Origin of the sequence: Lichenifustis flavocetrariae (assembly GCF_026130545.1) — a bacterium.
GTDB classification, from domain to species: Bacteria; Pseudomonadota; Alphaproteobacteria; order Rhizobiales; family Beijerinckiaceae; genus Lichenihabitans; species Lichenihabitans flavocetrariae.
The window spans coordinates 1-6047 of record NZ_JAMOIM010000102.1 but is presented as its reverse complement, the minus strand read 5'-3'; the positions used below and the strand labels follow the sequence as shown (position 1 = coordinate 6047).

The following is a 6047-nucleotide window of genomic DNA, read 5'->3' as shown; positions in this document are numbered from 1 at the left end:
CGACTTCCATGGCGAATGGAACTATACAATCGTTCCAAGGCCATCATAATCAGCGCGATAATTTGTCGACGCTGCCTAAGAACGCGACTACTACGCTGGTTTTTGCCCCAAGCGTCGGCGCTGAAAGGCAGTCAGGCACCGGTCAAGCGTCCTTCACCAACGCTGACGGCACGTTCTCAAGCGCGATAACGCCGGTTCAGATCTTGCTGACGACCGACACCATCTGAATGCGGTCACCCATCGGGGCGTCAGAACGCGGCAGGCTAGCCCGTCGCGCCCGCAAAGCGGTTCCGCGCCCCGTTGATGAAGATACGCGCCGGCCAAGGCTGAGCAAGCCAGGTGGTCGACCACGGCCGGCCGCCTTCCCCTCAGATCGTCGAGGGTGTCAGAGCTTGCCCCGTGTCTGGGCGGAGACCTTCAGGTTCGACATCGGCTTGCCGCCATGCGGCCCTCCGCCTTGTTGCTTGTCGTTCAGCTTGCGCTCCTCAGTGCGCTTCGCCACCGCCTCAGAGAGCGCCGACTTCGCCTGCTCCGCCTTGGTATCCGCTGTGTCGCCGGCGTGATCCTGCGGTTGCTGATGATCTGTCATGTTCTGTCCTGTTGCTGAGAATGGTGCCGGCCAGGCTGCCGGGTGAGAAGCCAACATGGCGACCATGCTGCGGCTTTCAACCCGGTGACCTGAACGCCGGCGGCTCGTCCTCCTGACGGGCGTGGCCGGCACTTCCCCTTCGCCGACCACGCGGCAGAAACTCTCAGTGCCGGAAAATCCGGCAGTGACGATGGAGATCAACACCATGATCACGCCTGAATCCGTGCAAAATGCCCTGGCGGTCGAGAACCTTCCGGCGCTGCGTGCCGCCTTCGACGGCTTTTTGGCCTTCCCAGATGAACCCCCGCTCGACGGCTTTGCCGATGTCCCAGCCATCGTAGCTTCATTCGATGCGGTCATCGGCGTTCTACGCCACGATTTCGAGGTGATGCCCGAAGCGACGCTCGATCGCATGAGCCGTTGCTCAGCCGAGGGACACGGCGGTCTGATCGGCGTTCGATACAGCGACGGCGCGCAAGCCGCGATCCGCGCCATCATGTATTTCGCCGAGCGTTTCGCCGGGAAGCACGCGTTCGCCTGAGCACACCAATGAGCTGGGGCCTCCTTGAGGGCGCCGCCGGATCCGTCCAAGAGCCGCAAGCCAGCCTCCGCGCCCCAGCGCACCCTCACGGGTCACCGCGGTCAAGGCTGGCGCGATCCGGCATCAATTCCGAGCGGCTGAACCGCTCTAACCCATCGGGGCGTCAGGACGCGGTGCCGGGCCGCGCGTAGATCCGGTGTCCTGATTGACAATAAGTGGCGGGTCAGTGTGGAAGCGCTGCTCGATCGCGCTCAAAATCTTGTCGCGCATCATTTCAGCGCCAAACCTGGCATAAGCCAACCATCAACCCGATCAGCGTAGCGGCCCATACTGCGCCGCTGACTGAAGCCGGTTGTCACCTCGGTCGATCTCCTTCCGCTGCCGCATCCGTTTGACACATGAAGACGCCGTCCCCCGGCAGCTTCGCTGGCTTGGTGATGTTCGACAAGGTCTCGACCTTTACGACGATCTGTTGCGGACAATGGTCCTGAGCTTGGCGCGCCGTCGCGAACTGGGTGCGGGCTCGCACAAAGGCGTCTTCGAGCGGCGACCGGGGAAACTCCGACGCGAAGCCGAGCGGCGCCGTCGGCGTGAACGGCCCGATATCGTCCGCGCTGGACGGTCGAGCGAGGTCGGCGGCACATACCGCGCCGGACATCGCCATCAAAACACCGGCATAGATTGCTCGCACCTCAAGCCTCCCTTCCCTGACCATACCCGGTCAAGCGTCCGGCACTAATGCTGATCCATCTTCTCAGGTGTGATCACGCCCGCTCTGATCAGAATGACAACTGACGCCGTCTGATCACGCGCTTTTACCTATCGGGGCATCGAGGCGCGGCGGCCGTCATGCTCCGGCTGCATTCGAATTATTGAGGCCACCGGGAGCTGGCTCCGACTCGTCGGAGTGGAAGAAAGCAAAGCCGACGGTCTGCACTTTTTCTACAATTTCGGCGGGAGGCTCAATCGGGCCGAGGAGCTTCCAATCTCTCGGGCCCAAGTCGGCAGGAAGAGAGCTACCTTGACTCGTCACCAGCCTGACGGAGGGATCCGACTTGTCTATCCATTGCTCGAACATGACGCGCTCCTTGTTCGGCTGGTAACGATGAGGGAGCATGGAAGTTCAAGCGGCCACCGGCTCGACAAGGCTTGGATCGTCGGCGCCCTGGCCGGTCTTGTTCACCCGCGCGGACACGATCCATTCTCGCAAGGCGCTCTCGGCGGCCGGCCGCAGCGCGTCTGGCCCGGCCTCGCCTGATAACCAGGCGTCGAACTGCTCAGACATCAGCAGCACAGGCATCCGGTCGTGATATGGCGTCATCCATGCGCTCGCGCCCGACACGATGATGGTCGCCGAGAGGATCTCCTCGCCCTCAGGGCTCTTCCACCGGTCCCATAGGCCGGCAAACGCCAGCACGGGCGACCCATCTGCCGCGCTGAAGAGGTGCGGCACCTTCGCGCCCTTCTCGCCCGTCCATTCATAAAAGCCCGAGGCAGGGATGATGCAGCGGCGCGCCTTGAAGGCGTTCCAAAACATCGGCTTTTCGGCCACTGTCTCGGCACGTGCATTGAAGGTCGCCGGCACGTACTTGAGCGGCTTCGACCACCAGCCCGGCACCAATCCCCAGCGCATTCGGACAAGCTCGCGCTGCCCCTCGACATCGAGCCGCACGACATCGATCGTCGTGGTGGGTGCGATGTTGAAACGTGGCCGTAGGTTCAGCGGCGCGCCAATGACCGACAGGAACTCTCGAACCTCGGCCCAGGTGTATCGTTGCGTAAAGGGTCCGCACATGGGCGGATGATGATGAGATCAGAGGCGGGAGTCGAGAGGTGCCGGGATTGGGTCGCGGGAAACCTCAGACAATTGGCTCGAGCAGCATTGGGTGTCGCATGCCTGCTTGAAGAGCGGCCGGCGGAGGTAGGGCACCCCTGCCGGCCGCTTGTGCCATCGTGGCAAGTCAACACGTGGCACAAAGGCAGATACGCAAGGATCGATGCCAGAGATGAGCGTTTTAGGCATGTCGGCCCGGCCTTCTCGCGCCTTGGTTAAGCCGCGATCAAGTGGCGCTGATTGGAAGGTTGGGCAGCGATGATGATCAATCGGCGGCGCTTTCTGCACATCGCCGATCATGACAACGATCTCTAAACTTTCCGCCCGGTCGTGCCGCTGTTTTCCTCCACGCTCGTGCGCGTCTTCGTTACGCGCTCGGCGTCCCGGCTTCGATGTGGTCGATCCAATCAGGCACTCGGCACCTCCGCCAGTGCGCTCTCGACCAGCGAGGAGTCCCCCATTTGTTAAACTACGGCGAAAACCAACAGACTTGGGAAACGCGCCGAGATCGGCGGGCGTAGAGAACGTCTTCGATCTGGGATTGACAAATTGACGCGGTTCGCGAAACTCTGCCTCCTATTGCGGAATATTTTTCAAGTACGTGACAGGGCAGTTTTATGAAAGCTCTTATCGCCGCTTCGTTGTTGGCTGCCTTTCAAGCCCTCGTATGGCCTGCGCACGCGTCAGTCATCTTGGTGCCTCCGGTCGTTTTAAGTCCCGGAGAAACGCTGTCGTCACTTCCAAATGGCGGTAGCTCTGGCGATGACGTGCATCATGAAGTGATATACGATAATTCTGAAAACTATATTTTTGATGCTGGCCTACTTGACTTCACTTTAAGAGCACGTGTGATTCATTATGATGACCAAGGCCCTGATTCGATAATGCACCTTCATCCCGGTCTCTTGTTCGACTATGAAATTCAAGTAGTTTCCGGGAGCATAGATTCATTTGGTGTTATAGACTGGTCGAAGACTGACACATCTGTAAAGGTATGCGGCATTTCATCTTGTGGGGGCTCTGGCGCAAACGGGGATTTACCAACCAGCGTAAGCCGATCTTTAGATGGCAGTGAAATCTCGTGGGATTTCGGTAATCTTACAGCAGGTCATCATAGTGCAAACCTTCAAATATTTTCATCTGCTGCAGGCTATATGGATCCGCCTGCGTTCTTCACAGACGGCAGCGGCAACACGTTCTCGGTTGAAACAGTAGCGCCGTCCCTATCAGCCGTTCCCCTCCCAGCCTCAGCGCCCATGTTCGGGACCGCTCTGATTGCTCTCGGCGCCGTTGGCTTTGGCATGAAGCGCAAGGCGAAAGCGACCGCCTAATCTCAATCAGCTTCGAATGACGAAAACCCGTGGCTCACGCTGCAGCGTTTTTGTTTGTGTTCTGCCCCGCCCGATCGGGCTCAACATGAGCCCACAATCCGATCCCCGTCAGCCAGTCTTTAAGAGCGGCCCGAATAGCGGCATTCCCCGCCAACGGTGGTGTTTGCGACAAGCTCCATAGGTCGACGGCGGCACGAATCGCCATGCCTTCCGCATCTGTCAGATCCAGGCCAGACAAGGCGCCCTCGAGATCGAGATGGCGCAAGGCTTCGATATGGTTGATCCGATCTGGCATGATCGACACCACCCTCCCAACGCATTCGGGTCGACCTCGCCGAAGCTGGCGAGCACCACCCCCTCCGCAAAGTCACCGCTGTCCGGATCGCCCGTGCGTGAGAACGCGATGGCGCCAACATTGCCGGTCGCCACAGATTGCGCTCGACACCTAGCAAGCCCGCTGTTCGGCGCTTCCTTGGCTTTGCCTGACACTACAAGGCCATCAGCCTGTCACGCGCCAAGCACCCGGCCTGCACGTATCAGGGCAAAACCCACCACAGCCCCAAGCCCAAGATTCCTATCAGGACGGCGGCCCAGACCGCGCCAGTGGCCAGGCCACCTATCACCATGGCTAAAGCCAACGTCGATCTGTCGGGCAGGTGCCCAACGAGTGCCTGCTTCCATGTCATCGATCGCCCCCCAGCGCTCGACTTCTGAAACTGCATCTCGCGTGCCAAGGCGAACCACAGCACCGAAACATGCAGGAAAAGCTAAAGCACGGCGTCGGGTGCTTGTCGCCTCCCTTTTAACGATGCCGGCATTCTGTTTGGCGGGCGTTCAGTTTCGGCATGACACTCGCTGCCTGGGCTGATCAGGGCTCGGCGGGAACGCATGTCGGACAACATTGTCCCGATTCAAGACAAGGGCGAAACGGTCAAGGAAACGCGCCGCGTTCCATGGATCGAGTTCATGCTTGTGCTCGGCGGTTTGTTACTGACCGTCCTCTGGGTGGCCGGCCTGCTCTGGGCAGCGCTCTTGGTTCTGGAATGGGTCTGGAGATGGCTCTAGTCGACGTCCATCTCCGGCGCGACGTAGAGCAGATAGGCGAGAATGGCCAAGCCGGCGCACACGGCGCCTACAAAAATGATCATCGCCACTCCCCCCGGAGTTTCCAGGCAATCTGGTCAAGCGCCGATTGCTTGAGACCAGGATAGGTAAAACTTTGATCTGGTCAAACGCTGATCACCACGTCGGGCGCGGGCAGTCAGCCTGACGCAAGGCTCCCGCGGCAGCCTTCACACCAAGCCGGACCGATCTGTCCCGGGCGGTCAGGCCAATCATCCCGAAGCAGGCGTGCCGACGCGTCGCCATCCGTATATCTGAGGTACGCGGCGGCGCGTCAGCCTCGCCACAATGCTGGATGAGGGTTGACGCGAGGTGAATGGGTCTTCCGTAGGAGCCTAACCCAATCGGTGGTGACGCTGTTTGGAAGGCTGAAGCTGAAGGGAGTTGTGCGGTGTGAGGGGAAGCGGCGGGGTGTTAAGGTGTGGCGGACAAAACCGCACTCTTGAAGAAACTGATCGCCCGATCTCCAAGGGGCTTTTTATTGCCGCGCTGTCATGCTTCTGTCGTCCGCGAAAAGAAAAAGCGCGGACAACGGAATGCCCGACTTGGAGTTTAAGTGTCTGTCCGATGACATGTTGAGTCGACTGAGTTATTTATGATTCAAGGGAGTCCTGGGAACGGGGTTGCCGA

Annotated in this window: 9 protein-coding genes; 4 read left to right on the top strand and 5 right to left on the bottom strand. The window is 59.9% G+C overall.

Annotation, left to right across the window (positions count from 1 at the left end):
- The coding region (locus M8523_RS35615; protein ID WP_282589532.1) for a hypothetical protein at positions 1-227 on the top strand (227 nt) is incomplete at its 5' end.
- Positions 228-385: 158 nt separating this feature from the next.
- On the opposite strand, the gene M8523_RS35610 is transcribed toward M8523_RS35615, so the two are convergent.
- Positions 386-802: a hypothetical protein gene (locus tag M8523_RS35610; protein ID WP_282589531.1), complete on the bottom strand. Its 417-nt coding sequence runs from the start codon at positions 800-802 to the stop codon at positions 386-388.
- On the opposite strand from M8523_RS35610, the gene M8523_RS35605 reads away from it, so the two are divergent.
- On the top strand, positions 795-1130 hold the full coding sequence (locus tag M8523_RS35605; protein ID WP_282589530.1) for a hypothetical protein: 336 nt from the start codon (positions 795-797) through the stop codon (positions 1128-1130). The two genes, M8523_RS35610 and M8523_RS35605, sit on opposite strands and share 8 nt — an antisense overlap.
- Positions 1131-1485: 355 nt before the next feature.
- Here M8523_RS35605 and M8523_RS35600 read toward each other — a convergent pair whose 3' ends face one another.
- From M8523_RS35600 to M8523_RS35590, 3 genes are all read right to left on the bottom strand, one after another.
- Positions 1486-1821, bottom strand: coding sequence for a hypothetical protein (locus M8523_RS35600; protein WP_282589529.1), 336 nt, complete (start codon positions 1819-1821; stop codon positions 1486-1488).
- Positions 1822-1977: 156 nt separating this feature from the next.
- The gene (locus M8523_RS35595; protein WP_282589528.1) at positions 1978-2208 is read right to left on the bottom strand and encodes a hypothetical protein; all 231 of its coding nucleotides are present in this window, start codon (positions 2206-2208) and stop codon (positions 1978-1980) included.
- A 45-nt stretch (positions 2209-2253) separates the two neighbouring features.
- A complete protein-coding gene (locus M8523_RS35590) occupies positions 2254-2925 on the bottom strand; it encodes an SOS response-associated peptidase (RefSeq protein WP_282589527.1) in 672 nt (223 codons plus the stop codon).
- Between the two features lie 656 nt (positions 2926-3581).
- Between M8523_RS35590 and M8523_RS35585 the strand changes: the two genes are divergently transcribed.
- Positions 3582-4295, top strand: coding sequence for a VPLPA-CTERM sorting domain-containing protein (locus M8523_RS35585; protein ID WP_282589526.1), 714 nt, complete (start codon positions 3582-3584; stop codon positions 4293-4295).
- Between the two features lie 34 nt (positions 4296-4329).
- Here the strand turns inward: M8523_RS35585 and M8523_RS35580 are convergent, their stop codons facing one another.
- On the bottom strand, positions 4330-4599 hold the full coding sequence (locus M8523_RS35580; RefSeq protein WP_282589525.1) for a hypothetical protein: 270 nt from the start codon (positions 4597-4599) through the stop codon (positions 4330-4332).
- Positions 4600-5183: 584 nt separating this feature from the next.
- Here M8523_RS35580 and M8523_RS35575 point away from each other — a divergent pair.
- Positions 5184-5360: a hypothetical protein gene (locus M8523_RS35575; protein WP_282589524.1), complete on the top strand. Its 177-nt coding sequence runs from the start codon at positions 5184-5186 to the stop codon at positions 5358-5360.
- Positions 5361-6047 lie beyond the last annotated feature (687 nt).